Annotated in this window: 22 protein-coding genes and 1 tRNA gene; 19 read left to right on the top strand and 4 right to left on the bottom strand. The window is 69.8% G+C overall.

The features are described 5' to 3' along the window. The first annotated feature begins 572 nt into the window (after positions 1 to 572). The 14 genes from ACWGO0_RS02255 to ACWGO0_RS02190 all read left to right on the top strand — a co-directional run bounded on the left by ACWGO0_RS02255 (position 573) and on the right by ACWGO0_RS02190 (position 11,790). Positions 573 to 863, top strand: a complete 291-nt coding sequence (locus ACWGO0_RS02255; protein WP_453526669.1) for a hypothetical protein — start codon at positions 573 to 575, stop codon at positions 861 to 863. Continuing rightward, positions 860 to 1,207, top strand: a complete 348-nt coding sequence (locus ACWGO0_RS02250; protein WP_453526666.1) for a DUF6303 family protein — start codon at positions 860 to 862, stop codon at positions 1,205 to 1,207. Before ACWGO0_RS02255 ends, ACWGO0_RS02250 begins: the two co-directional genes overlap by 4 nt. After that, positions 1,204 to 1,665, top strand: a complete 462-nt coding sequence (locus ACWGO0_RS02245; RefSeq protein WP_453526664.1) for a hypothetical protein — start codon at positions 1,204 to 1,206, stop codon at positions 1,663 to 1,665. The genes ACWGO0_RS02250 and ACWGO0_RS02245 overlap by 4 nt, the downstream gene beginning before the upstream one ends. Then, on the top strand, positions 1,662 to 2,648 hold the full coding sequence (locus ACWGO0_RS02240; protein ID WP_453526661.1) for a DUF2637 domain-containing protein: 987 nt from the start codon (positions 1,662 to 1,664) through the stop codon (positions 2,646 to 2,648). Before ACWGO0_RS02245 ends, ACWGO0_RS02240 begins: the two co-directional genes overlap by 4 nt. Continuing rightward, complete coding sequence (locus ACWGO0_RS02235) at positions 2,645 to 3,289, top strand: GGDEF domain-containing protein (RefSeq protein ID WP_453526658.1); 645 nt, start codon at positions 2,645 to 2,647, stop codon at positions 3,287 to 3,289. The genes ACWGO0_RS02240 and ACWGO0_RS02235 overlap by 4 nt, the downstream gene beginning before the upstream one ends. After that, on the top strand, positions 3,289 to 3,678 hold the full coding sequence (locus ACWGO0_RS02230; protein WP_453526655.1) for an RRQRL motif-containing zinc-binding protein: 390 nt from the start codon (positions 3,289 to 3,291) through the stop codon (positions 3,676 to 3,678). The genes ACWGO0_RS02235 and ACWGO0_RS02230 overlap by 1 nt, the downstream gene beginning before the upstream one ends. Before the next feature lie 143 nt (positions 3,679 to 3,821). Further along, entirely contained in the window at positions 3,822 to 6,044 is a 2,223-nt protein-coding gene (locus ACWGO0_RS02225; RefSeq protein ID WP_453526653.1) for a cell division protein FtsK, read from the top strand. A 139-nt stretch (positions 6,045 to 6,183) separates the two neighbouring features. Continuing rightward, on the top strand, positions 6,184 to 6,435 hold the full coding sequence (locus tag ACWGO0_RS02220; protein ID WP_453526650.1) for a hypothetical protein: 252 nt from the start codon (positions 6,184 to 6,186) through the stop codon (positions 6,433 to 6,435). A 21-nt stretch (positions 6,436 to 6,456) separates the two neighbouring features. Then, positions 6,457 to 6,645: a hypothetical protein gene (locus ACWGO0_RS02215; protein WP_453526647.1), complete on the top strand. Its 189-nt coding sequence runs from the start codon at positions 6,457 to 6,459 to the stop codon at positions 6,643 to 6,645. 11 nt (positions 6,646 to 6,656) lie between these two features. Further along, positions 6,657 to 7,256: a hypothetical protein gene (locus ACWGO0_RS02210; protein ID WP_453526645.1), complete on the top strand. Its 600-nt coding sequence runs from the start codon at positions 6,657 to 6,659 to the stop codon at positions 7,254 to 7,256. Positions 7,257 to 7,342: 86 nt separating this feature from the next. Next, complete coding sequence (locus ACWGO0_RS02205; protein WP_453526642.1) at positions 7,343 to 8,218, top strand: DNA primase; 876 nt, start codon at positions 7,343 to 7,345, stop codon at positions 8,216 to 8,218. A 2-nt stretch (positions 8,219 to 8,220) separates the two neighbouring features. After that, positions 8,221 to 9,696, top strand: coding sequence for an ATP-binding protein (locus ACWGO0_RS02200; protein ID WP_453526639.1), 1,476 nt, complete (start codon positions 8,221 to 8,223; stop codon positions 9,694 to 9,696). A 460-nt stretch (positions 9,697 to 10,156) separates the two neighbouring features. Further along, positions 10,157 to 10,345 carry a helix-turn-helix transcriptional regulator gene (locus ACWGO0_RS02195; protein ID WP_453526637.1) on the top strand — a complete coding sequence of 63 codons (189 nt, stop codon included), beginning with the start codon at positions 10,157 to 10,159 and terminating at the stop codon, positions 10,343 to 10,345. Between the two features lie 59 nt (positions 10,346 to 10,404). Then, positions 10,405 to 11,790, top strand: a complete 1,386-nt coding sequence (locus ACWGO0_RS02190; protein WP_453526634.1) for a tyrosine-type recombinase/integrase — start codon at positions 10,405 to 10,407, stop codon at positions 11,788 to 11,790. Positions 11,791 to 11,933: 143 nt separating this feature from the next. Here ACWGO0_RS02190 and ACWGO0_RS02185 read toward each other — a convergent pair. Further along, positions 11,934 to 12,020, bottom strand: a tRNA-Ser gene (locus ACWGO0_RS02185). Positions 12,021 to 12,080: 60 nt separating this feature from the next. After that, the gene (locus ACWGO0_RS02180; protein WP_453526632.1) at positions 12,081 to 13,610 is read right to left on the bottom strand and encodes a S1C family serine protease; all 1,530 of its coding nucleotides are present in this window, start codon (positions 13,608 to 13,610) and stop codon (positions 12,081 to 12,083) included. Between the two features lie 210 nt (positions 13,611 to 13,820). Here ACWGO0_RS02180 and ACWGO0_RS02175 point away from each other — a divergent pair, with 210 nt between their 5' ends. The 3 genes from ACWGO0_RS02175 to ACWGO0_RS02165 all read left to right on the top strand — a co-directional run bounded on the left by ACWGO0_RS02175 (position 13,821) and on the right by ACWGO0_RS02165 (position 16,495). Further along, on the top strand, positions 13,821 to 14,648 hold the full coding sequence (locus tag ACWGO0_RS02175; protein WP_453526629.1) for a glycerophosphodiester phosphodiesterase: 828 nt from the start codon (positions 13,821 to 13,823) through the stop codon (positions 14,646 to 14,648). 139 nt (positions 14,649 to 14,787) lie between these two features. Beyond that, positions 14,788 to 15,390, top strand: a complete 603-nt coding sequence (locus tag ACWGO0_RS02170; protein WP_453526626.1) for an ATP-binding protein — start codon at positions 14,788 to 14,790, stop codon at positions 15,388 to 15,390. A gap of 139 nt (positions 15,391 to 15,529) precedes the next feature. After that, on the top strand, positions 15,530 to 16,495 hold the full coding sequence (locus tag ACWGO0_RS02165) for a DUF5926 family protein (RefSeq protein ID WP_453526623.1): 966 nt from the start codon (positions 15,530 to 15,532) through the stop codon (positions 16,493 to 16,495). Between the two features lie 263 nt (positions 16,496 to 16,758). Here the strand turns inward: ACWGO0_RS02165 and ACWGO0_RS02160 are convergent, their stop codons facing one another. Together ACWGO0_RS02160 and ACWGO0_RS02155 are read right to left on the bottom strand one after the other, a co-directional pair. Continuing rightward, on the bottom strand, positions 16,759 to 17,445 hold the full coding sequence (locus ACWGO0_RS02160) for a hypothetical protein (RefSeq protein WP_453526621.1): 687 nt from the start codon (positions 17,443 to 17,445) through the stop codon (positions 16,759 to 16,761). Positions 17,446 to 17,618: 173 nt separating this feature from the next. Next, a complete protein-coding gene (locus tag ACWGO0_RS02155) occupies positions 17,619 to 18,302 on the bottom strand; it encodes a bifunctional DNA primase/polymerase (RefSeq protein WP_453526618.1) in 684 nt (227 codons plus the stop codon). Between the two features lie 549 nt (positions 18,303 to 18,851). Between ACWGO0_RS02155 and ACWGO0_RS02150 the strand changes: the two genes are divergently transcribed. Together ACWGO0_RS02150 and ACWGO0_RS02145 are read left to right on the top strand one after the other, a co-directional pair. Beyond that, positions 18,852 to 20,336, top strand: a complete 1,485-nt coding sequence (locus tag ACWGO0_RS02150) for a PP2C family protein-serine/threonine phosphatase (protein WP_453526615.1) — start codon at positions 18,852 to 18,854, stop codon at positions 20,334 to 20,336. Between the two features lie 203 nt (positions 20,337 to 20,539). Continuing rightward, on the top strand, positions 20,540 to 22,021 hold the full coding sequence (locus ACWGO0_RS02145; protein WP_453526612.1) for an aminopeptidase P family protein: 1,482 nt from the start codon (positions 20,540 to 20,542) through the stop codon (positions 22,019 to 22,021). Positions 22,022 to 22,042 lie beyond the last annotated feature (21 nt).

Below are 22,042 nucleotides of genomic sequence, written 5' to 3'. Positions count from 1 at the left end.
GAAGTCAAGAAGTTCCACCGCCCTGCTTGACGGAACCAGCATGCAGGACCTGTAATACAGGTATTGCATCGGTTCGCCGATGGAGTGCTTCCAGCAGAGGGCGGGGACGCTGCAATCCCGCTAAAGGCCAGGTAGGACGCAATGGGCTTCGGCCCGACTGGCGAGGTGGCCCGGCGACCGCGAGCAACGGCCGGAGTGTGGGGACGAGGTCCCCCTTGCAGTGCGACACGCATGTACGGCGACACCGACAGAGGAGCTACTGATGCACCGACGAAGAATCCGGGCGCTGGCCGTGCTGGACCGGCACGGCAGCAACGCCCTTCGCGTCATCGGCTGAACGGCCGCGTTGCGCACCGGGACAGCTGGTGATCCGCCGCTCAGCTTCACCCGCGCAGCCTTTGGGCCGCGCCGGTTGCCTCCCCTGCCCGTCCGGCCGCGAGCCGTACGGGCAGGGCAGCAGGGAGCCGGAGATCGCTCTTCCTGCTTCACCTCACCTGAACGGCGCGCGGCCCCGGTGTCCTACCACCGGGGCCGCTGTTCTGGGCCGTTCCACCGACAGGAGAAAACGACCCATGAAGAACATTGTGGCCGGTCGCATCGCGGCCAGCACCACCGAGTTCATCGAACTCGCCCTGGGCACCCCGGTCGAGCTGTGGCTCGGGGTGGAGGGCGAGAGCGAGATGGAGCGCGCGGCCCGCATGGACGCGGCCCGCGACATCCTTGCCGACAACCGCGACTTCCCCAACCGCGTGAGCCGGGTCGCCGCGGAGGCGATCGAGGCGTTCGCGCCGGAGCTTTTCAACGTCATCCCGATGCCCACCAAGGCCCGCCGTCGGCAGTACCGGGGCGGGGTGGCGGCATGAGCGGCCGGGTACTGCGGGCGCAGCTGAGCTTGCGCTGCTGCGGGACGACGGTGCCGGTACGGACCGCCGGACCCTGCTGGCAGCTGTACGTGGCCATGACCGGCCGGGTCAGTGACTGGCCGGTCCACACCTGGCCCACGTCCACGGAGATCCCGAGCATCGAGGTCCGCGAGATGGCCCTCGCGTCCCTCGGGTTCGTCCTCGTCGACGGGACCGAGTGGGAGTGGGTCGAGGACACCGGGCCGGAGTACCACCCGCACCCGGTGCGCGTAGCCCTCACGGCGGCGGCCGAAGTTCGGCCGCTGGACGGGGACGCCGGTGTGGATAGGGCGGTGGCGTCATGATTCGTTTCGTCACCAAGGCTCGGCTGGCCCGACTGGTCGCCGAAGCGGAGCGGGCCCACGGCGACGCGGCGCGGGTGCAGGAGCAGGCCGATACGGCCTTCGCTGCTCACGTTCGCACGGTGGCCGAGCTGACTGGCCGGGCCGAGCAGGCGGAGCAGGACCGGGTGGCCTATGCCGGTGTGGTCACCGCGCTGCGGGCCGAGCTGGATGCAGCGGAGTTGCGTGAGGTTGTGCTGCTGGTGCGCTACGGCGAGCCGCACAGCATCCACCGCAGTGTTCACGCGGCAAAGGCGTGCGCGGGTACGCACGGTGCTCACCCGGACGGTTGGCGGCCGTGTTCAGGGCCGTCGTCCGCATCGGATGCCTGGGCCACGATCACGTTCACCTTCGACACCGCGACGGACGCGTTCATGTGCTCGGTGGTGCCGTCCCTGCCGGTGTCGGGGGGTGCGGGATGAACAGTGTTCAGATCCGTTCAGCGGAGCGGGCGTTGTCCGTCGGCACGTGGCTGATCGTGGGCGGGGCGATGCTCTTCTCCATCCTGACGGTGACGCCGCTCATGGAGAAGCACACGCCCGAGGGCTGGAAGTGGACCGCGCCGATTCTGCCCTTGGTGGTGGACGCTGCGGTCGTGATCGTGGTCCGCCTCGATGCCGTCCTGGCCCGCCTGGGTGGGCATGGTGGCCGGTGGCCCATCGCGTTGCGGTGGATGACCGGTGGCATGACCCTGGCCCTGAACGTGGCCGACTCCGCGTTGAAGAAAGAGCTGGTCGGAGTGGCCGTGCACGCGGTCGCCCCGCTCCTGCTCATCGTCACCGCCGAGACCGGTCTCGCCTACCGGCAGGCCATCACCGCCGCCCTAACCGCGCAGGAAGCCGCACAGAAAGCCGAGCGCGCAGAACGCGAGCAGGCCGCTACTGAGCGCCGGGAAGCGAGCGAGCGCCGGGCCCGTGAGGAGCGCGAGCACGCCGCCACGTTGGTGCGTGAACAGCGCGACCACGAAGCCATGCTGGCCCGTGAACAGACCGAGCGGGAGCAAGCGGCACGGCGTGAGGAGCGTGATCGGGCCGAGGCCCGGGAGCGGGCCGAGCGGGAGACCCGTGAACGCCGTGAACGCGAGCGTGAACAGCAGCACGCCGAGCGTGAACGCCTGGAACGACAGGCGTCCGATCGTCGCGAGCGGGAGCGTCTGGATCAGGAAGCCGCCGCCCGCCATGCACACAAGGAGCAGCAGGAGCGCGCCGCTCGTGAACGCGCTGCTCTGCTCTCCGGTGGTCCGGTGAACGAGAAGCTGCCCGAGGACCACGCCCGCCAGATCGTCCACGCTGCGTTCGGTGAAGGTCTGCCGGTACGGGCTGCCGCCGAGCTGTGCGGCTGGTCTATCGGCTGGGTCTCCACCCGCTACCAGGAATTCCGTGACCGGTCGGCGGTGGCAGCATGAGCGTCCTGTTAGTCGCACTCGCTGCTGGGCCACTCGCGGCCGGATGGTCTGCTCACACCCTGTGGATGCGCCGCACCCTGCACCGCGCGCGCCGTGACCCGCTCACCGGGCTGCGCACCCGCGACGGCTTCACCCGCCGCGCCACCGCCTTGCTCAAGGATCCGCGGGCGGTGGTGGTGCTCGCGGATGTCGACCACTTCAAGCAGATCAACGACCGTCACGGCCACCCGGCCGGGGACGCGCTGTTGAAAGCGACTGCGGACCGGCTGGCCCACTACGTCGGCAAGTCCGGTATTGCCGGACGGCTCGGGGGAGATGAGTTCGCCGCGGTCGTCATCGACAACCACGGCACCGCCGCCGACCTCCTCGCGGTCCTGCACGGGGTGCTCGCCCGCCCCGCGGACGGGCTGGACCCTGCGGTGCACACCACGGTGTCGCTCGGCTGGGTTCGTGCCGAAGACCACCCCGGAGAGGACCTGTCCGGGCTGTTGCGTCGGGCGGATGAGGCGATGTACGCGGCCAAGCAGGCCCGGGCCGGGGTCCGCCGGGCGGGGCTCGGCAGGCTCTTCGCAACCTGGTCCGGTCGCCGTGCCGGCCGACGCGGCTCCGGTGCCGAATCGGGTTCGCGGGCGGTGGCCTGATGTCTCCGACGTTCGGCAAGTGCTACGACCCGTCTGGGGCCATGCACGGGATACCGACGTTCCCGTGGAGGTACGCCCCGGACGGATATGCCACTCGCCGCCAGCTCCGCGCCCGCGGTCTGCGGCCCGGTGGTCAGCCGGTGGCCGCGCAGGTGATGCGCCGCTCCCGCCGACGTAAGGCCGGGGTGTCGGTCGCCTACCTCTACCGCCTCGACATGGCCAAACCGGTTCGCCCGATGACACCGGGTCGTACCGCGGCTCTCGCCAAGGCGATGCTCGCCCGCCGCACCTGCCCCAAGTGCCAGACGGATGCCGGGTACTGCATCCCGACGTCGCTCGGCATGTGCCCCGCCTGCGCCTACCCCGACGAACAGCGCCCCGCTGCGTGAAAACGCATGCCTGTACCAGGGGCAGGAATCCTGCCCCTGGTCTCCAGCACGACCGATGAGCATCAACCGCAGGGGCCCGGCCGCTCACCTCTCACAGCGTCGGTCGGGCCCGTGCCCACTCCCTTGTCCAGGAAGGACAGTCAGTGAATCACGACGACGAGAACGAACTCTTCAACCGACTCGAAGCCGACATGGCCACCACCTCCGGACCCGATTCGGGGGCCGATGTGGTCGACCTCGACAAGGCGCGGTCGGCCCGTACCGAGTCGGCCGACCCGCACACCGACCGGTCGGCCGACTCCCGCAGTGGTGAGTCGGGTGGTGGGTCGGGCGACCCGACCGAGCGTGTGATGGTCGACGGTGCGCAGCCGGTCGGCCCCGGATTCCTGGGCCGACTCATGGGCGCCAAGCGCCGCGCGATCCTCCCTCTGTGGCTCCGGTCGACGACCGAGCTGCGGACCGCGACCCGCTGGGCCGCTGGTCACTACGGTCACCTGGCCGGGTACCACGCCCTGCGCTCCCCGTACTACGCGACCCGCCTCGCGTTCCAGTCGCCGCGTGGGGCTGCGAAGTTCCTGGGCGGGACGATGCGGTGGGTGGCCGACCGGGAGGGCGAGCCGGTCCGACTCGCCTCCGTCCGGCGCGAGGACGCAGCCGAGTACCTCAAGCTCTCCCGACAGCGCGACGGCCGGGTACGGCTGCGGACTCTGGTCACGGTGCTTGCCATGTTCGTTGGGCTGGGTGCCGCGCTCGCCATCTACGTCCTCGCCCCCGGCTGGCTCCAAGCCATCTCGGTCGGGGCGGTGCTGCTCGCTTTGGGTTCGGCCGGTACACAGGCCGACGCGCCCGTCATCACCCGCGCAGTCGAGATGACCAAGGCACCCAAGCTCACCTCCGACATTGTCCTGCGGGCCCTGGGAGCACTCGGCATCACGGCCATCAACCAGGTGCAGGGCAAGGGGCGGGACGGGTTCACGTTCACCGCCCCGATCACCCGCGACGGCCCCGGATGGCGCGCGGAGGGCGACCTCCCGTACGGCGTCACGGTGACCGACGTGATCGAGCGCCGCGACAAACTGGCCTCCGGCCTGCGCCGCCCCCTCGGCTGTGTGTGGCCCGAAGCCGTACCGAACGAGCACACCGGGCGCCTCGTGCTGTGGGTCGGGGATCAGGACATGTCGACCGCCACGAAACCCGCATGGCCGCTCATCAAGGGCGGGTCCGTCGACCTGTTCAAGCCGGTCTCCTTCGGCACTGACCAGCGCGGACGCTGGGTCGACATCACCCTGATGTACATCGCAGGCGTCATCGGAGCCATCCCCCGCATGGGCAAGACCTTCCTGCTCCGCCTGCTCCTGCTCATCGCCGCACTCGACTCCCGCGCCGAGGTCCACACCTACGACCTCAAGGGAACCGGCGACCTCGACCCGGTGGGCGAGCGGGTCTCGCACCGCCACCGGGCCGGGGACGACGATGAAGACATTGATTACGCGCTCGCTGACCTGCGGGAACTGCGTACCGAGCTGCGGCGCCGGGCGAAGATGATCCGGTCCCTGCCCCGGGACATCTGCCCCGAGTCGAAGGTGACGTCCGAGCTGGCGTCCAAGCCGAAGCTTGGTCTGCACCCGATCGTGATCGGGGTGGATGAGTGCCAGGTCTGGTTCGAGCACCCCAAGCACGGCGGGGAGTTCGAGGAGATCTGCACCGACCTGGTCAAGCGCGGCCCCGCCACCGGAATCGTCCTGCTGCTGGCCACCCAGCGACCGGACGCCAAGGCCCTGCCCACCGGGATCAGCGCGAACGCGTCGGCCCGGTGGTGCCTGAAGGTCATGGGCCAGCTGGAGAACGACATGGTCCTCGGCACCAGCAGCTACAAGCGGGGCATCCGGGCCACGATGTTCAGCTGGAAGGACAAGGGCATCCACTACTTCGTCGGTGAAGGTTCTGACGCGCGGATCGTCTCGTCCGTCTACGTGGACGCGCCCACGGCTGAGGTGATCGGGCTGCGGGCCCGCCGCCTGCGCGAAGCCGCCGGAACCCTCACCGGCCACGCCGCGGGGGAGTCGTTCGAGGACCGGGAGTCGAGCGGCTTTGACCTGCTCGCGGACATCCTCGCGGTCGTGCCGGCCGAAGAGCCGAAGCTGTGGTCCGAAGTTGTCGTGGCACGCCTCGCGGAGCTGCGGCCGGACGTCTACGGCGGGTGGGAGCCCGAACAGCTGGCCGCAGCGCTCAAGCCGCATGGGGTCAGCACCGGCCAGGTGTGGGGCAAGACCGAGGCCGGGAAGGGCGCCAACCGGCGTGGCATCGAGCGCTCCCACATCCTCACCGTGATTGCGGAGCGTGACGGAAACCGGGACGCGGGCTGACACCGTTCGCCGCTAGACCTAGCAGTACACCCCGCTAGGTCTAGCGGCACCGCTAGCGGCACAAACCCGCATTGATCAGGGAGCTAGTCACTAGCGCCCCACCTGCGGAAACCCCTGAAACAGGCCCGGGAGGCCCCTCATGACCCCTGCCCTGCTCGCTAGCGCACTCCTTCTCGTGCTCACGCTCTGTTACGCGACTCTGTGTGCGGCCAGCCCGTTCGGTGACTGCCGCAAGTGCCGCGGCTGGGGCCACGCCATCAAGACCGACCGCAAGGGCAAGGCCAAGCGCGGCAAGGACTGCCGCCGCTGCAAGGCCACCGGCAAACGCATACGCGTCGGCCGTCACCTCTACAACGTCGCCGCCCGCCTCCACCGCGACGGCACCCGCTAACCCACCCGAAGGGAAACCACTGTGGTTGTCACCGTCTCGCTGGTCCTGCTGTTCGGACTGGTCCTGTTCTTCCTGCTCCGCTCCAACACCCTCGGCTGGGGCTCCGCGTTCATAGCCGTCATGTTCGGGTTCTTCCTCGCCTCCACCGGCGCGTCCGGACCCATCAACGAACTCACCACCGCCGTCATCGAAGCCATCCCGGACCTGTAGGAGGCACCGCCATGAACGAACAGATCGTCGCCCGCCACTGGGTCGCGCTCGCGGCCCCGAAGGTTGCACCGGCTGTTGCCACGTCCACCGTGCTCATCCTGGGCCGGATCTGGAACGCCAACGGCGCCGAACACAGCACCGGCAACGCGGCGTTGATGGTCGTGCTCGCGGCCGGAGCCGCAACGGCCGGCGCTTTCGCCGCTGCCGGGCGCGGTGGCGGTGACGGAGTGCTCGCCGGAACCGCATTCGCCACCTCCGGCGGACTCGCTCTCGCGGGCGTCGCCGGATACGCCGACGGCCTGCCTCTCCCGCTACTGCTGTGGGTCCTGGCGACCACGGTGGCGTACGGGATCGCAGCCCGGTACTGGCGCACCGACCGCCGCGACACCGTCGCCTACGACCGGCAGACCACCGTCCGGCGCGAGGACCACGCCCACACCGAGCGGGTGGAACTGCTCCGCAGCCGGACACACATCGAGGTGGCCCGCGAATCCGTCGCCTACGCCGACGCCCTCGCTCAGGCACTCACCGCCCGCGCCACCCTGCCCGGCTTCGACCCCGCCACGCTCACCCGGGCTGGACTCCCCGAACTCCCGCCCACCAACCCCTAGCTACGCCAAGGGCGGCCCCTGTCTCACGCCAATGATCCGGGGCCGCCCTTGTCTCCCAGCCCTCAACAGAACTGGAGACATCCAGCATGACTCAGCCCACCACCATCCTGCGAGGCCGGGACCGTGGGGCTCACCTTCAAACCGCACTGACACTCGCCGCGGCCAGCGTGCCGGTGCTGCCGCTGCGAGCCGGGAAGGTCCCGTTCGGGAACTGCCCGGCCTGCCGCGACAACGCCTGCGGCGGCCGGCCGAACATGAAGACCCCCGGCCCCTGCCACTGCCCCCGTCCCTGCCACGGATGGGCCGCCGCCACCACCGACCCCGCCGTTCTCACCGGCCGCCCGTGGGCGGCTGTGTGGGGGCAGGCTCAGACCGTGGCCTACCACCCCGGTGGGGCCGGGCTGACCGTCGTCGACCTCGACAACACGGAGGCGGTCATGTGGGCCCGCCAGACGCTCCCGGCCACCCGGACCGTACCCACGACACGGGGCGAGCACTGGATCTACCGGGGTGCGATGCAGTCAGTGAACGCCGTTCGTGGAGGCGTCGACATCAAGTCCACGATGGCCTATGCGCGGTGGCTCGGTCCCGGGACCGGCACTATGACCGACCTGCCGGGCGCCGTGCGCGCACTGGCCGTCAAGGAGCCCCCCGCGGTCCGGCCTTCACCGCACGTCATCACGTTGGCGGCAGGGGCTGGGGCCGGGCAGTGTCGCCATCGCACGCCCGCCTACCTGGACCGTGGCATCGCCATGGCCGAGCAGCGCATCACCGAGGCCCCCAGCGCGGTCCACGCGACCGTCTACCGCACCTTCCTCGCCGTGCTGTCCGCCCATGGCCGGTGCGGCTGCCTCACCGACACGCACGTCGGGCGGCTGTTCGCTGCCGCCCAGGCCAAGGGCGAATCCGCCCGGCACTGCACCGACGCGTGGACCAACGCCCGCACCCGATTGGGACTGTGACCATGTCCGACGACGAGAAGAACCCGGCACGTGAGGTCATCACCGACTACGCGCAGCAGCACTTCCGGTACTTCCGCACCGCTGACGGCACCGTGTACGCCCAGAAGAACGGCCACCCCGTGGCCCGGCCGATCCGCTCCCAGGGCACCACGGGAAGCCACCGCCAGGAACTCATGGTCGGCCTGTTCAAAGACGGGCGCGGCGTGTTCAACGGGACCGCGCTCAAGGAGGCGCTGGACTTGATCGAAGCCCTCGCACTGACGGAGGACACCCAGCCCGTACAAATCCGAGTCGCCCCCGGATTCGACGGAGCGACGTGGCTGGACCTGGGCCGCAATGACGGGCAGTCCGTCCGCATCCACCCCACCGGCTGGGACATCACCATCCCCGACCCGCGCGAGGTGTGCTGGCGCCGCACCCAGCTCACCGGGGAACTCCCGTTGCCGGTCAAGGACACCGACGGCAAGGGCATCGACCTTCTGTTCAGGCTGACGAACTTCGCCAACGCGGAGACCGAGTGCCTGGCCATGGCGTGGCTGGTCGGTTGTCTGGGGCCGTCGGTGCCCGTCCCTGCCCCGTTCCTTACCGGCCCGCAGGGCGCGGGGAAGTCCACGGCCGGCCGGATGCTCGTGCGGATCATCGAGGGCATGAGTGGTGACCTGCGTCGGGCTCCGAAGGATGAGGAGAACCTGATCGCGGCCGTGGCGGCGGGGTGGGTCACCGCGCTGGACAACCTGTCCCACATGACGCCGGACCTGTCCGATGCCATGTGCTGCATCGTCACGGGGGCCGAGAGCGTCAAAAGGGCCCTGTTCACCGACGGGGACGTGCACCGGGCCCGCTACCGCCGCCCCCTACTCCTCACCGGCATCGACGTCGGCGTCATCCGGCCCGACCTCGCCGAACGGCTTCTGCCCCTGCGGCTGGAGCGTCCCACCGTGAGGCGTACCGAGGCTGAGCTGTGGGCGGAGTTCGAGGACGCTTTGCCCGTCGTCCTCGGCTCGCTGCTGGACCTCACGGTCAAGGTTCGCGCCGCTGAGGCGGAGACCCCCACCGATCTGCGGATGGCCGACTTCGCCCACCTGTGCGCGCAGCTCGACGCGGCAACCAGCCTCGGAGCGCTCACCGCCTACCGGGCCAGCCTGGACGACCTGAACGACGACGTGATTGAAGGCGACCTGCTTGCGCAGACCGTCCTCGCGCACGCCGTCGGCCTGGCGCCGGGCGCCGAGCAGCAGATGACTTCCACCGAGTGGCTGCAGTGCCTCAGCCGCCTCTACGGCGGCGACGAAATGCGGCCCCTGCCCAGGGGCTGGCCGACCACCGGAAAAGTCCTCTCCGACCGGCTCAAGCGCCTCCAACCGACCCTCGCCGCCCGGGGAGTCCTCATCGATTCGGGCCGTACCCGCGAGGGCCGCTACCTCGAAATGACCCGCCAGGCCACCCCACCCCCACACGAGCAGCCGGGCGTGTTCTGACCCGCACTGCTCGCTCACCCGGACAAGCAAGAAGAGCACCCGGCGCGGCGTGCTCTTCTTGCTGTTCGGCGGAACGCCGCCCGGTAGTCGTGCCGCGCAGCGGCTCCTCATTCACGCTCTGAGGGGCAACCGGACTACTACAGACGCTCCTTCCTTTTTCCTAAGTAGGGAAGCTCTGCGTCACAGCGTCACGCTGACGGAAAAACCAGCCCCTGGCCTGCGGTTACGGGCGTGACGCAGACGGCAAGCTCTGCGTCATCCTGCGTCACCTGCGTCACGCCGTGACGCAGCCCGTGACGCACCGATGACGCACCCCACACCGCCGCGTCACGCAAAACCCCAGGTCAGAAGCCCGCGTGACGCTGGTGACGCTGTGACGCAGAAATCCGCACCTAGGACAGTCGCAGACCCCGAAAGCCCACAGCTCTATGACCCGTCGCTCTCCCAAAGGAGTCGCACCGTGGCTCGCCCGCAGATGCTCAAGCTCCCCGAAGTCCTCTCCGAACTCGGCATGAGCCGCGCCGCCTTCTACCGAATGCGCGCCCGCGGCCTCGCCCCGAAGCTCATCAAGCTCCCCAACAAGCAGATCCGCGTCCGCCGTGCCGACCTTGACGCCTGGCTCAGCCAGTACGAGCAGTCCGCCGCCTGATTCACCCATTACGAGAGGGCCCGCCGATCCGGTGGGCCCTCTCCCGCTTTTGGAGAGCCATGCTCACGTACGACGTAGACATCTGGTCCATCCGGCAGCGGAAGGGCCGTCCGAAGCCGTTCGAGCTGCGGTGGCGGGTCGGAGAGCGCTCGCACTCGCGGAGCTTCAAGCTCAAGCCGCAGGCCGAAGGGCGGCAGTCCGAGTTGCTGGCCGCGTTGCGTAACCGGGAGCAGTTCGACGAGGAGACCGGGCTCCCCGCCTCGGAGTTCGAGGCATTGACCACACCCACCTGGTACGAGCACGCCACCGCGTACGTGCTGATGAAGTGGCCGAAGGCAGCGGCCAAGCACCGGGCGAGCATCGCCGAGACACTGGCCAACGTCACCCCGGCCTTTGTGTCCAGTTCGCGCGGGGCCCCTGACTCCGCCGTCCTGCGGAAGGCGCTGTACGGATGGGCCTTCCGCGCAATGCAGGACAAGGACGGAACGCTGCGCCTGCGCCACGAGGTCGAGCAGGCGCCGGCCGATGTCGCCGCAGCTCTCACGTGGATCGCCTCGAACACGTACAAGATGACGGAAGTAGCCCGGGCCGATCGGCTGCGCGCGGCCCTGGACGCCATCGCCACGAAGCTCAACGGGAAGCCCGCCGCCGACAACACGGTGAACCGCAAGCGCATGGTGCTGAGCAACACGCTGCGGTACGCAGTCGAGCGCACGATCCTCCCCGCCAACCCGCTGGGCCGTGTGGACTGGACGGCCCCCGTACGGGACGACGAAGTCGACTTCCGGTACGTCCCGAACCCGGTGCAGGCCGCCGCGCTCATCGACGCCGTACGGCAGCTCAGTGGGCGGGGCGAGCATCTGGCCGCGTTCTTCGGGTGCCTCTACTACGCCGCCATGCGGCCGTCGGAGATCGCGGCCCTGCGCGCGGAGGACTGCACGCTGCCGAAGACCGGGTGGGGTGAACTCATCCTTGCCGGAAGCCGTCCGGAGGTCGGCTCGGGGTGGACCGACGACGGGAAGTCGTACGACCAACGGGGGCTCAAGCGCCGGGCCCGTACCGCGACTCGGTCGGTCCCCATCCCGCCCGTGCTCACGGCGATGCTCCGGGAGCACAAGGAAAGGCACGGGGCTGCGGACGACGGCCGACTCTTCCGGGCGGCGGAGGGCGGACGCGTCGGGTCCACGGAATACTGCGCTCTCTGGGACTCAGCTCGCCTCAAGGCTCTGTCGGCGAAGGAGGCGAAGACGCCCCTCGCAGACGTCCCGTACTCCCTCCGTCACGCGGGGGTCTCCCTGTGGATCAACTCCGGAGTGGACCCCGTGGAGGTCGCGCAACGGGCGGGCCACAGCCTGACCGTTCTCTTCCGCTTCTACGCCAAGCTCCTGAAGGGCCAGCAGTCCCGCGCAAACGCGCTCATCGAGCAGGGGCTGAACGGCGGCTGAGTCGCCGATCCTGGCCCACACATGGCCCATACGCACTGGTCAGAACCGGGATATGGGTGAGTCAAGGTGAGACAGGGTGAACACAGAGGGCGGGCCCCCGAATTCGGGACCCGCCCTCTGACCTGCACTTACTCTGACCTCGGCGGTGGGTGTGGGATTTGAACCCACGGTGACATCGCTGCCACGACGGTTTTCAAGACCGTTCCCTTAGGCCGCTCGGGCAACCCACCCCCGCGTCATCGAGCCGACGGGCCGCGGGCCCGCCTCGACGCGAAGGACAGCCTAGCCGGTCAGCTGTCGCCCTCGCGCTCGCCCAGGGTGAGTTCGGCCGTTGCCGTCTTGCCGTCGCGCTTGTAGGTCAGCGTGACCTTGTCGCCCGGCTTGTGGGTCCAGATCTCGCCGATCAGGGTGGGGCCGCTCTCGATCACGGTGTCGTTGAACTTCGTGATCACGTCGCCCCCCTTGAGCCCGGCCTTGGCCGCGGGGCCGTCGGGAGAGACCGCCGGGGTGCCGCCCGCGCCCTCCTCCGAGATGACCGCGCCGCCCGTCGTCTCGTCCATCGTGACCGTCGCGCCGATCACCGGGTAGACCGGCTCACCCGTCTTGATCAGTTGCTCGGCGACGTTCTTCGCCTGGTTGACCGGGATGGCGAAGCCGAGGCCGATCGAGCCCGCCTGGGACTGGCCGCCGCCGCTGGTCGACTGGATGGCCGAGTTGATGCCGATGACCGCGCCGCCCGCGTCGAGCAGCGGGCCGCCGGAGTTGCCCGGGTTGATCGAGGCATCGGTCTGCAGGGCGCTCATGTACGAGTTCTTGCTGCTGGAACCGTCACCGGAGGCGACCGGGCGGTTCTTGGCGCTGATGATGCCCGTGGTGACCGTGTTGGACAGGCCGAACGGCGCACCGATCGCGATGGTCGAGTCGCCGACCGCGACCTGGTCCGAGTCGCCGAGGGCCAGCGGGGTGAGGCCCTGCGGTGCGTTCTTCAGCTTCAGTACGGCCACGTCGTAGCCCTGGGCACGGCCGACGACCTCGGCGGCGTACTTCTTGCCGTTGGAGAACGTCGCCGTCAGCTGGCCGCTGTCCGCAGCGGAGGCCACCACGTGGTTGTTCGTGAGGATGTGGCCCTCCTTGTCGTACACGAAGCCGGTGCCGGAACCGCCCTCGCCGTCGCCGTTCTGGGCGTCGATCGTGACGACGCTGGGCAGGGCCTTCGCCGCGACGCCGGCGACCGTGCCCTCGGCGCGCTTGAAGTCCTTCGGGCTGTTCGAGGCCGCGACCGTGGTCGATCCGGTGCCGGAGTCCGTGTCGTTCCGGTCGGCCACCCAGTAGCCGAGGGCTCCGCCGACGCCGCCGGCGACGAGCGCCGCCACGGCCACCGCGGCGACCAGACCGCTCGCGCGCCGCTTGCGCGCCGGTTCCGGGGCCGTGGGCGCCGGAGCACCCCAGACCGGGCCCGCGTCGCCGCCGCCTCCGGCGTAGGAGGGGATGGCCGGAGGGGGAGGCGGCCAGCCGCCCGAGTCCGCGGGCTGCTGGTACGGCTCCTGGTTCGGCTGCTGATAGTCCCGCTGGTGGTCCTGCTGATAGGACTGCTGGAGAGTTTCGTGCGACTGGTCCTCGGAAGCCCCGTCAAGGACCGGGACAGGGGCAGGGGTGACGGCCGGCGTGGGAGCCGTCGGTGCCTCAGCGGGAACGGCCGGGGCCGCCGCGGACGGGGGCATGCCCTCGGGAGCAGCGGCCGGCGGCACTGGAGGTGTGGACGGAACAGGCGGTACGGCCGGGACCGCAGCGCCCTCGTTGCCCTCGTTCTCGGTGCTCACAGCTCTTTACTCCTCGGTTCCACTCGGTCTTCGGCAAGAGATCCGCTGTGCACGTGTCTGCGGTCAGCTTTTCCCACAGCACGTCAGGCCACTGTAAGCAGGACCTGTGCATCCGCACACCAATCTTTACATCAGGCAAAACGGTCTCCCTTTATGTCGCCCTTCAGAAGGTGCGCGCGCCTCTCGCCCACCGGGTGACACCATGACGCGGTGACCGACGCACGGCAGCACACCATCCGCACCCCCATCCAGGTCATCGCCCACCGCGGGGCCTCGGACGACGCACCCGAGCACACCCTCGCCGCCTACCGGAAGGCGATCGAGGACGGGGCCGACGCCCTGGAGTGCGATGTGCGGCTCACCGCGGACGGACATCTCGTCTGTGTCCACGACCGCAGGGTGAACCGCACGTCCAACGGCCGCGGTGCCGTCTCCGCTCTGGAGCTCTCCGCTCTCGCCGCGCTCGACTTCGGCTCCTGGAAGGACCGCGAGGAGTCCCCGGACTGGGATCCGGCGCCGGGTGAGCTCACCTCCGTACTCACGCTGGAACGCCTCCTCGAACTCGTCACCGATACGCGCGCGGCCGGGCGGCCCCTCCAGCTGGCCATCGAGACCAAACACCCCACACGCTGGGCCGGGCAGGTCGAGGAGCGGTTGCTGCACCTGCTCAAGCGCTTCGATCTGGACGATCCTCCGGCCGACGGACCATCGCCGGTACGCATCATGAGCTTCTCGGCTCGCTCCCTGCACCGCGTCGAGGCAGCCGCGCCCACGCTGCCGACGGTCTATCTGATGCAGTTCGTCACCCCGAGGCTCCGGGACGGACGGCTTCCCGCGGGTGCCCGGATCGCCGGTCCGGGGATGCGGATCGTACGCAGTCACCCCGGCTACATCGACCGGCTGCACCGCGCGGGCCACCGCGTGCACGTCTGGACGGTGAACGAACCGGAGGACGTCGAGCTCTGCGCACGCCTCGGAGTGGAGGCAATCATCACGAACCGCCCAAAGCAGGTCCTGTCCCAACTGGGTCGCCTTTAACATCCGTTACGGGGAGTACACCGGCGCATTCGTTCCGTATCCGATCGTTACGAGTGCGTCACTGGCAGACCTTTGGCCGGTTTCCGGTCCAGTCCAGTGGGGCATCCAATCCGTGGCGTGGGGCGAAGGAGGTCCGGGGGTGGCGTTGGTGGTGGCACAGGAAGTGCCCACGTCGTCGAGCATGGCCGTACCCCATGGCCCTGCGGGCGTGGGGCAGGCGCGGCACCGTATGCGCGAGCAGCTTCGCAGCAACGGGGTCTCGGACGCGGTCGTCGACGATGCAGTTCTGATCCTTTCCGAACTTCTCAGCAATGCCTGCAGACACGGCAGGCCGCTGGGGCAGCACACAGAGGTGGGTGACGGCGATGTCCGCGCCGCATGGCGCGTCGACGGAACGGGCGAGCTGACCGTCGAAGTGACGGACGGCGGCGGGCCGACCCGGCCGGTCCCGGCCACGCCTTCGGTGACCGCTCGGGGCGGTCGGGGGCTCAACATCATCAACGCGCTCGCCCAGGAGTGGGGCGTACGCGACGACTCGTCGGGCGAAGTCACCGTCTGGGCGCAGGTGGCCCAGGAGCACGGGACCGACGAGCGCACCGGGGGCGACACCGACGGGCCCGACGGACTCAGTGGGCACAACAGCGTCAACGGCATCAACCGCGTCAACGGCCTCGACGGGCTGGACGAGCTGGGCGGACTCGACGGCCTCGGCTTCGCCGACGCCTTCGACGACATGGGGTGACGGGCGGACGGAGCGTCGCGCACCGGCCCGGCAGTGAGGGGCGCGCAAGGGCCGCGCCCGGCATGTGTGTCCGGGCAGCGGCACAGGCGGCTAGGCTCGCGGCCGAGACCGCACTGTCGCAATCGGGAGAATGCCCACCATGGCCAAGAAGCGCCCTCAGACCAAGGCCGGGAAGCAGCAGCTCAAGGATGGTGAGATCCCGGTCGTCGGGGCCCGCGAGCCCTGCCCGTGCGGTTCTGGCCGCCGCTACAAGGCGTGTCACGGACGCGCCGCCGCCCAGGCCGTGACCGAACTGGTCCAGCGCCCCTTCGAGGGGCTTTCCGGCGAGTGCGACTGGGTCGCCCTGCGCGAGCTGGTGCCCGCCGCCACCGTCGAGCTGACGCTGAAGGGCGGACTGCCCGATGGCGTGCCGTCCGTGACGCTCGCGACCGTACTGCCCATGGCCTGGCCCGCGCTGCGCCGCGACGACGGTTCCGTACTGCTCGCCCTGCAGAACGACACCTCTTCCGGCGACCTGAGCCGCGACCTCGCGGACACTCTGCAGCGGGCGCTGGAAGCGGAGCCGGGCACGCCGGTCGCCGCCCGGCGCGTACCGGCCGACGGTCCGCGTCTCCAGGACGTGCTCGACCCCGGCGCCCCGTTCGAGCCGGTCGTCCACTCCGGTTTCGAGTTCTGGGTCCCGGACGCCGAGAACGCCACGGCCGAGGTGTCCGCCTCCCTGGAGCGGGCCAACGACGCCGCGATCCCGACCACGCTGCTCTCCGGCGTGGACGCCGCGTACTGGTGCGAGACCCCGGAGAAGAACCACCTGCGCTGGGTCATGCCGCACCCCGAGGAGCAGCTCCTCGACGCACTCGCACGGCTGCACGCGGCGGGGACGTCCTCGCTGGGCGACGACACCCGTCTGGTCGGGTCCTTTCGGGCCCACGGCCTGATGGTTCCCGTCTGGGACCTGCCGCGCACGATGGGCGCGGAGGAGTGCGAGAAGCCGGCCGCGCAGCTTGCGGAGCGGCTCGCGGAAGCGCTCGCTTCGGATGCCCCTCTCAGCCCCGAGGAGCGTCGGGCGCGCGGCGGGCTCACCAACCGCCAAGTGACGCTCAGCTGACAGTGACGATTACCCGCGGGACGGTCCGGTGACTCGCGTCACAGCGACCGTACTCGCGGGTAAATGGCTGTCCGAATAGGCGAGATCGAATTTGCGAACGGCAGATCTCTTGTTACCGTTCTGGAAGCCCGGTCGCTGGTGCATCCCCCGTCGCCAGCGATCGGGCATCCTCATATCCGGGCCCGTACGACAGGGCCCGTGACACCGGCCCGGCATTCGCCGCAGTACCGGTGGACCGCCCCGCGAGCCATCGGTCCGGGCGGTCAATCCGTGGGCGGGGACGCCAGGTTGCTGCCGGTTCGCAGAAGCAGCGGAGCCTCGTCCGCCGCTCCGCCCCCGGCGTACTCCGCAACTGCCGTATAGGCGCCGACTGCTCCGTGAGCAGGGGCGCGGGGGGTCTCGCAGACGCCCGGCTCGTCGTGCGCCTCCACCTCGCAGCGCAGCTCGACGGCCCGCCCGCCGGGCCCCATCAGCGTGAGGAACGACCGCAGTTGCTCACCGGTCGTGTTGCGATAGTAGGTACGTGCCCACACATCGCGCCCCTCCGCCATGACGCAGGTCTGCGCCTCGACGCCTTCGGGGGAGGTGAGCTCGGGACCGCACCTGGCGGCAGGCGCGTCGGTGCCTCCGGCTCCGAAGGGCAGCCCACTTTCGGACAGAAGTCCGGGTGGAGAAGTTTCCGGGGCATTTCTGCCCGCACTCTCCGTCAGGCTCTCGGCCGAACCATCCTTCGAGCCATCCGCCGGATGCACTTCGGGCTTTTCTCCGGCGCGTTCTACGGCACTCTCTTCGCCATGTTCTGCGGAAAGGCCATCAGAAAGTAGCGACTCACCGGATTTGGCATCGGACGATACGGAATCAGGCGTATCCGAAGTCACGGCGGAAGCGGCCAGTGGAAGCAGAACGGTGAACAACACCGCCGCCGAGAGACCGGCCATGCGGAGATTCATCGGGGCCTCACCTGCCAACTGGGCGCGTATTTCTGACGGTCTGCCGACGATATCGACGGAATGCGGGCGGTCGGGACCCGCGCGCCCATTTACCGCAGAACTCGGGTCGGCTCACACCCGTACGAGTGAGCCGACCGCCGTACCGTCCCGCCTGGCGATCTACTGTCTGCCCGTCAGTACGCGAGCCGGCTGCCGCCGTCCGGAGCACCGGTGCTCGCCTCGACCAGCGCGTCCAGCACCGCTTCCACATCGGGGAGCCAGGGCGCGGCCGTCCGGGACAGGGGCGCACGCTCCCACCGGACCTGCCCCGCGCCGATCTCCGACGGGGGCAGGACGAGGTAGCCGCCCTCGCCGTGGAAGCGCAGGGAGCTGGGCACCCAGTCCTTGGCGTGAAGCAGCTCCCCGAGCCGCTCCAGGGTGTACGGGGCCACCAGTAGCGACCACCGCGTCGGCGTCGCCACCACCGGGCCGATCCGCATGCCCATCGTGTCGAGTGCGGTCAGCGCTCTGGCGCCCGCCACGGCGGGCAGGCTGAGCGCGCACGGCGCACGGCCGCCGGTGGCCAGCATGACCGGGGCGGCGGGCCGGTTGGTCCACCACCACCGCACCATGCGTTCGTCCGTGGTCGCGGCCAGGAGGCCGGGATCGAAGGGATGTGCGCCGGGCACGGCGCACTCGGGGTCGGGGCAGGCGCAGCCACGGCCGCGGTCACCGCGCATGCCGGCCGTCGCCAGTCCCGCTCCGGGCAGCACGGGCCACTGCCATGCGGTGGCACAGGTCAGCGCCGCGTCGAGCTGTGCGGGCCGTCCCTTGCGCCGGAGCCGGAGCCTGCGTCGCCTTCCGAGGATCTCGCGCATGAGCGCTCGTTCCTTTCCGTTGAACGCCGAGGTCCACATGACACCACGCGTGCGTTGCACCACGTGTGTGTCTCTTCACTGTGCGTACATGCTCATCGGATGTGCGGTACGGGCAAGCCGTCGCTACCGAGCGTGAGCCGAGCCGAGCAGAGTGGAACCGAGCAGAAATGGAGCTGAGAACCGAGCTGAGTCGAACCGAACCGAGCCGAGTTGAGCCGAGCCGTGCTGAGCCGAGTCCAGCCAATACGTGGCGGAGGCGGCGCGCGCTTCACGCTTGCCGTCCCTGGTGCAAGCCCCGCCACTCGGGGGTGGGGGCGCGGCCGTCGTCGATAAAGACGTCCGGGCCCGCTGCCAGGTTCCAGGGCGATCACAACTGCCCCTGGTCATCACCGATTACGTACCCAGCATGCCCTGGATGACGCTCCCTCGGGCACTTCACCCCGAGAGCACCCCCTGTCGAGCACACCCAGTCGACCGCAAATAACTGCCATAGGTGCATTTTTTAGCCAACTTAACTGTCACACAGACACCACAAATCCCGCGAGGACAATGCTGGACATCGCCTTACTTGTGCGTGTACATGTGGATGCATTGATAGCGGCGCAGAATGACATGGGGGTTTGCGATGCTATTCGACGAATCGCACCGGTCGGAAAGCTGGCTGCCATGAGCGCCCCTCACCTGCCGAAAGTGGCTGGAATCGATCCCATCGTTCCTGTTTCAACGCACACTTCCGCACCTCTGACGGGTGTGCCCGCAGCCCCGGGAGCCTTCCTCCAGGACCGTCTGGCGTCCTGGGTGTCCGACCTCACCACGCTGCACGAGCTCACCGAGCGCCTGGCCAGAACGCATACCCTCGACCACGCTCTCCGCGAACTCCTGGACGCCGGAGCCGCCCTCGTCGGCGCCCGTCGGGGACTCCTCGTCCTCGAACCGGCCGCTGGCGGCCCGTCCACCACGGTCGGCCTCGGACTCGCCCACGCGGAGCTCGGGCACATCGAGACCGTGCCGCGCAGCGCCACCTCGTACGGACGCATCCTCGACGGACTGCCGGACGCCCAGGGACCGCTGACCAGCCCCGATCTGCTCGGCGACGAGAATCTCGACCCCCGCCACCGTGAGGTCGCCGCCCGGCTCGGCTACGCCGCGAGCTACGCCCTGCCGCTCGCCACCGATTCGGCGGGCCGGCTCGGCGCCGCCGTCTGGCTCTACGACGAACCCGCCGAACCGCTGGAACGCCAGCGACATCTCGTCGGCCTCTACATCCGGTACGCCACGGAGCACCTGGCCAGGCTGCTGGAGCTCGAAAGGGCCAGGGCCGACGTGGCGATCCTCGCCGAGGAGCTGCTGCCCAGCCGGCTGCCCCGCGTCCCCGGCGTACAGCTGGCCGCCCGGCACAGGCCCGCGCCCCACGGCGGCGGGGACTGGTACGACGCGCTGCCGCTGCCGGACAGGGCGCTCGGCCTCGCCGTCGGATCGGTCGGCGGCTCCGGTCCCGGCGCACTCGCCACCATGGGAAGGCTGCGGGCGAGTCTGCGGGCGTACGCCGTGATGGAGGGCGAGGACCCCGTCGCCGTACTCTCCGATCTGGAACTGCTGCTGCGGCTGACCGAGCCCGCCAGGGCCGCGACCGCGCTCTTCGCCTACTGCGAACCCGCCCGCCGCAAGATCGTGCTGGCAGGCGCGGGGCACAGTCCGCCCCTGGTGATCGGCGAGCGCCGCACCGAGTTCGTGGAGACCACCCTGTCGGCGCCCCTGGGGATGCTCGCCTGCTGGGAGGCTCCGAGCGTGGAGTTCACCCCCGAACCCGGTGAGACCGTGCTGTTCTACACCGACGGGCTGCTGCGCCGTACCGGCGACGCGATGGACCGGGCGTTCGCCCGGCTGCACTCGGCGGCGGCCTGCGTGCCGAAGGCCGCGCGCCACGACCCGGGAGCGGTCGCCGACCACGTACTGCGGGCCATGCTGCCCGAGGGCCTGGACCAGGGCGACGGCACCGAGGACGTCGTGATCCTGGCCGCCCATTTCGACTGACCGCTGCTTTCGACCGACCGCTGCTTTCGACCGGCCACGGCTTTCGACCGACCCCTGCGGCCGCCTGTTTTCGGCTGGCCGCCGCGCCGCCCGTTTCGCGCCGCCCGCTCCGGGACATGTAAGAGGTCTTCCGGCCCTGGACCCCCTTCCGTACGCCCGTACGATGGGGGGTGGTCCAGTGTCGTATCAAGGAGAGACAAATCGTGTCTGAGGAGCTCACCCCGGAGAACCCGGAGCCGGAGACCGAAGAAGCAGAGCCGATCAAGCAGCGGAAGAACGGCCTGTACCCGGGCATTTCCGATGAGCTCACCGAGAACATGAAGTCCGGCTGGGCCGATACCGAGCTGCACGGTCTGGAGCCGATCGCCCAGGCCGAGTACACCGCTGCCCGCCGCGCCGCGCTCTCCGCGCGCTTCCCCGGCGAGCGCCTGGTCATTCCCTCGGGCAACCTCAAGACCCGTTCGAACGACACCGAGTACGCCTTCCGGCCCTCGACCGAGTACGCGTACCTCACCGGTGACCAGACCCACGACAGCGTCCTGGTCCTGGAGCCGAAGGGCTCCGGCGACGAGGCGGGGCACGAGGCGACGGTCTACCTCCTGCCCCGTTCCGACCGCGAGAACGGCGAGTTCTGGCTCGACGGCCAGGGTGAGCTGTGGGTGGGCCGCCGCCACTCGCTCGCCGAGGCCGAGCAGGTGCTGGGCATACCGGCGAAGGACGTCCGTGAGCTCCGCGCCGCGCTGACCGAGGCCACCGGACCGGTGCGCAACGTGCGCGGGCACGACGCCGGCATCGAGGCCGCCCTGACCGACAAGGTCACCGCGGAGCGCGACGAGGAGCTGCGCGTCTACCTCTCCGAGGCCCGCCTCGTGAAGGACGCCTTCGAGATCGCGGAGCTGCAGAAGGCGTGCGAGATCACGGCCCGCGGCTTCGAGGACGTCGTGAAGGTCCTCGACAAGGCCGAGGCGACGAGCGAGCGCTACATCGAGGGCACGTTCTTCCTGCGCGCCCGCATCGAGGGCAACGACATCGGCTACGGCTCGATCTGCGCGGCAGGACCGCACGCCACCACGCTGCACTGGGTCCGCAACGACGGCGCCGTCCGCTCCGGCGAGCTGCTGCTGCTCGATGCCGGTGTGGAGACCAACGACCTCTACACCGCCGATGTGACGCGCACCCTTCCCATCAACGGCACGTTCACGCCGCTCCAGCGGAAGATCTACGACGCGGTGTACGAGGCTCAGGAAGCGGGCATCGCGGCCGTCAGGCCCGGCGCCGACTACCGCGACTTCCACGACGCCGCGCAGCGCGTACTCGCCGAGAAGCTGGTCGAGTGGGGCCTGCTCGGCGACCTGTCCGTGGACAAGGTCCTGGAGCTCGGCCTCCAGCGCCGCTGGACCCTGCACGGCACGGGTCACATGCTCGGCATGGACGTCCACGACTGCGCCGCCGCCCGCACCGAGGCGTACGTCAACGGCGTCCTGGAGCCCGGCGTGTGCCTCACGGTCGAGCCCGGTCTGTACTTCCAGGCCGACGACCTGACCGTGCCCGAGGAGTACCGCGGCATCGGCGTCCGGATCGAGGACGACATCCTCGTCACCGAGGACGGCCACCGGAACCTGTCCGACCAGCTGCCGCGTCGTGCCGACGAGGTCGAGGCATGGATGGCTCAGCTCAAGAGCTGACCCCACGGGGCGACGGAACGT

It is taken from the genome of Streptomyces sp. NPDC055749 (assembly GCF_053617235.1).
This window is presented reverse-complemented; position numbering and strand designations above follow the sequence as displayed.

Coding starts and splice junctions, on each gene's coding strand:
- ACWGO0_RS02220 (WP_453526650.1), top strand. CDS start 6,184: ATGACCCCTGCCCTGCTCGCTAGCGCACTCCTTCTCGTGCTCACGCTC.
- ACWGO0_RS02210 (WP_453526645.1), top strand. CDS start 6,657: ATGAACGAACAGATCGTCGCCCGCCACTGGGTCGCGCTCGCGGCCCCG.
- ACWGO0_RS02165 (WP_453526623.1), top strand. CDS start 15,530: ATGGCCAAGAAGCGCCCTCAGACCAAGGCCGGGAAGCAGCAGCTCAAG.
- ACWGO0_RS02255 (WP_453526669.1), top strand. CDS start 573: ATGAAGAACATTGTGGCCGGTCGCATCGCGGCCAGCACCACCGAGTTC.
- ACWGO0_RS02200 (WP_453526639.1), top strand. CDS start 8,221: ATGTCCGACGACGAGAAGAACCCGGCACGTGAGGTCATCACCGACTAC.
- ACWGO0_RS02205 (WP_453526642.1), top strand. CDS start 7,343: ATGACTCAGCCCACCACCATCCTGCGAGGCCGGGACCGTGGGGCTCAC.
- ACWGO0_RS02150 (WP_453526615.1), top strand. CDS start 18,852: ATGCTGGACATCGCCTTACTTGTGCGTGTACATGTGGATGCATTGATA.
- ACWGO0_RS02190 (WP_453526634.1), top strand. CDS start 10,405: ATGCTCACGTACGACGTAGACATCTGGTCCATCCGGCAGCGGAAGGGC.
- ACWGO0_RS02155 (WP_453526618.1), bottom strand. CDS start 18,302: ATGCGCGAGATCCTCGGAAGGCGACGCAGGCTCCGGCTCCGGCGCAAG.
- ACWGO0_RS02240 (WP_453526661.1), top strand. CDS start 1,662: ATGAACAGTGTTCAGATCCGTTCAGCGGAGCGGGCGTTGTCCGTCGGC.
- ACWGO0_RS02245 (WP_453526664.1), top strand. CDS start 1,204: ATGATTCGTTTCGTCACCAAGGCTCGGCTGGCCCGACTGGTCGCCGAA.
- ACWGO0_RS02235 (WP_453526658.1), top strand. CDS start 2,645: ATGAGCGTCCTGTTAGTCGCACTCGCTGCTGGGCCACTCGCGGCCGGA.
- ACWGO0_RS02250 (WP_453526666.1), top strand. CDS start 860: ATGAGCGGCCGGGTACTGCGGGCGCAGCTGAGCTTGCGCTGCTGCGGG.
- ACWGO0_RS02160 (WP_453526621.1), bottom strand. CDS start 17,445: ATGAATCTCCGCATGGCCGGTCTCTCGGCGGCGGTGTTGTTCACCGTT.
- ACWGO0_RS02230 (WP_453526655.1), top strand. CDS start 3,289: ATGTCTCCGACGTTCGGCAAGTGCTACGACCCGTCTGGGGCCATGCAC.